Source organism: Ideonella sp. P3_A4 (assembly GCF_056403075.1).
This window is the reverse complement of the sequence record NZ_JBFUGE010000904.1, coordinates 1-1,889: the sequence shown is the minus strand read 5'-3', so window position 1 is coordinate 1,889 and position 1,889 is coordinate 1. Positions and strand designations below refer to the sequence as shown.

The 1,889-nt window shown below is 68.4% G+C and carries 2 protein-coding genes and 1 pseudogene; 2 read left to right on the top strand and 1 reads right to left on the bottom strand.

Features of this window, described 5'->3' with window-relative positions:
- The coding region (locus tag AC1DYI_RS34270; protein ID WP_477208566.1) for a GGDEF domain-containing protein at positions 1 to 458 on the top strand (458 nt) is incomplete at its 5' end.
- Between the two features lie 12 nt (positions 459 to 470).
- Here AC1DYI_RS34270 and AC1DYI_RS34265 read toward each other — a convergent pair.
- Positions 471 to 1,619: an iron-containing alcohol dehydrogenase gene (locus AC1DYI_RS34265; protein WP_477208565.1), complete on the bottom strand. Its 1,149-nt coding sequence runs from the start codon at positions 1,617 to 1,619 to the stop codon at positions 471 to 473.
- A gap of 59 nt (positions 1,620 to 1,678) precedes the next feature.
- On the opposite strand from AC1DYI_RS34265, the pseudogene AC1DYI_RS34260 reads away from it, so the two are divergent.
- Positions 1,679 to 1,889 (top strand): annotated as a pseudogene (locus tag AC1DYI_RS34260) (hypothetical protein); the annotation flags it as partial.

Sequence of the window (1,889 nt, the reverse complement as noted above, 5' to 3'; positions counted from 1 at the left end):
TCGAATACGAGCTGCCGCAGCACCTGGAGGCTGCGAGACAGCGCCAATTGCCGCTGAGCCTGGCGGCGATCGATCTGGACCATTTCAAACAGGTCAACGACCGCTTTGGCCACGCGGTGGGCGACGACGTTTTGCGCGTGATCGCGCGGCTGCTGCTGGGCAACACCCGAAGCACTGACCTGGTCGCGCGCATGGGCGGCGAGGAATTCATCGTCGTCCTGGTCGGCACCGGGCTGCCGGTGGCAGCCGAGATCTGCGAACGCTTGCGCAAGGCCGTGGCGGTGCACGACTGGGAAGGTTCGGTGCCAGGCTTGACGGTGACCGTCAGCGTCGGGCTGTGCGACGCGCAGCAGGCCGAGACCATGCGGGATCTGCTGGAACAGGCCGATGCCTTGCTCTACGCCGCCAAGCGCGGCGGGCGCAACCGGGTCGAGATGGCGGCTTGTGTCTCGGGATAAACCGAGGTCAGTTCACATCGACGCGCGCAACAGTTCGCGGTAGTCGTCGGCGCTGGCCTGGCGCGGGTTGGTCTTGTGGCAGTGGTCGAGCAGCGCGCCTTCGATGATCCGGCCGAACATCGCCTCGGTGACGCCCATCGCCGCCAGCCCACTCGGCAGGCCGAGTCTGGCGTTCATGGCGCGCAGCGCATCGCTCACCTCGGTGCCTTGCGCGTCGCACGTGCCCAGGCCCATCGCATGGGCCATGCGCTGCAGGCGCTGCTCGCGCTGGATCGTCTCGGCGCCGGCATTGAAGCGCACCACCGCGGGCAGGAAGACGGCGTTCAGTGTGCCGTGGTGCAGCTTGGGGTTGGCGCCGCCCAGACTGTGGCTCAGTGAATGCACGCAACCCAGCCCTTTCTGAAAGGCCAATGCGCCTTGCATGCTCGCACTCATCATCGCCCAGCGCGCGTCACGGTCACTGCCGTCGCGCGTTGCGCGCTCGATGTGCGCCCAGCCGCGCGCCAAGCCATCCAGCGCGATGCCGTCGGCCGGCGGATTGATCGCATGCGCCATGAAGGTTTCCATGCAGTGCGCGATCGCGTCCATGCCGGTGGCCGCGGTCAGCATCGGCGGCAAGCCCAGTGTCAGCTCAGGATCGAGGATCGCGGCCTTGGGCATCAGGTGCCAGCTGTGAAAGCCCAGCTTGCGGCCATCGTCGACGATCAGGATCGCGCCGCGCGCGACCTCGCTGCCAGTGCCGGCGGTGGTGGGCACGGCGATCAGCGGCGCGACCTTGTCGCTGATGCGGACGGCGCCGCCGAGGATGGTGGCGTAGTCGGTCAATGGGCCCGGGTGCGTGGCGGTGATGGCCACGCCCTTGGCCAAGTCGATGCTGGAGCCGCCGCCGACCGCGATCAGGCCGTCACAGCGGTTGTCGGTGTAGACCGTGGTGGCCGCGCGCACGGCTGCCTCGGTCGGGTTGGGCGGCGTGCCGTCGAACACCGCATGCGGCAGGTCCTTCAGCGCGGCGAGCGCCTTGTCCAGCACCCCGGCGGCGCGCACGCCGGCGTCGGTGACCAACAGTGGTCGCTTGATGCCGATGCGCTCGCAGTGCTGCGGCAACAGGCGCACCGCGCCGAAGTCGAGTTCGATTTGCGTCAGGTACTGGATGAGGGCCATGGTGGGTCCAAGGGCAGGGTGGTTGGAGCCAGTATGCTCACGAAGCCCTTTTCGTGCCAATGAGGCCCACCCTGAGCGACCTGTTTCCCACGCGACTGCTGACCCCGGCAATGGCCGGCGTGCTGGAGCGCATCCAGCGCGTCAAGCGCACACCGTTTCACCACATGACGCCGGTCGAGGCCCGCGTCGCCTACCAGGCCGCGGCAGAGATCCTGGAGCCGCCGCGCGCGCCACTGCCGCGGGTCGAAGACTTCGACATCCCCGCTGGCG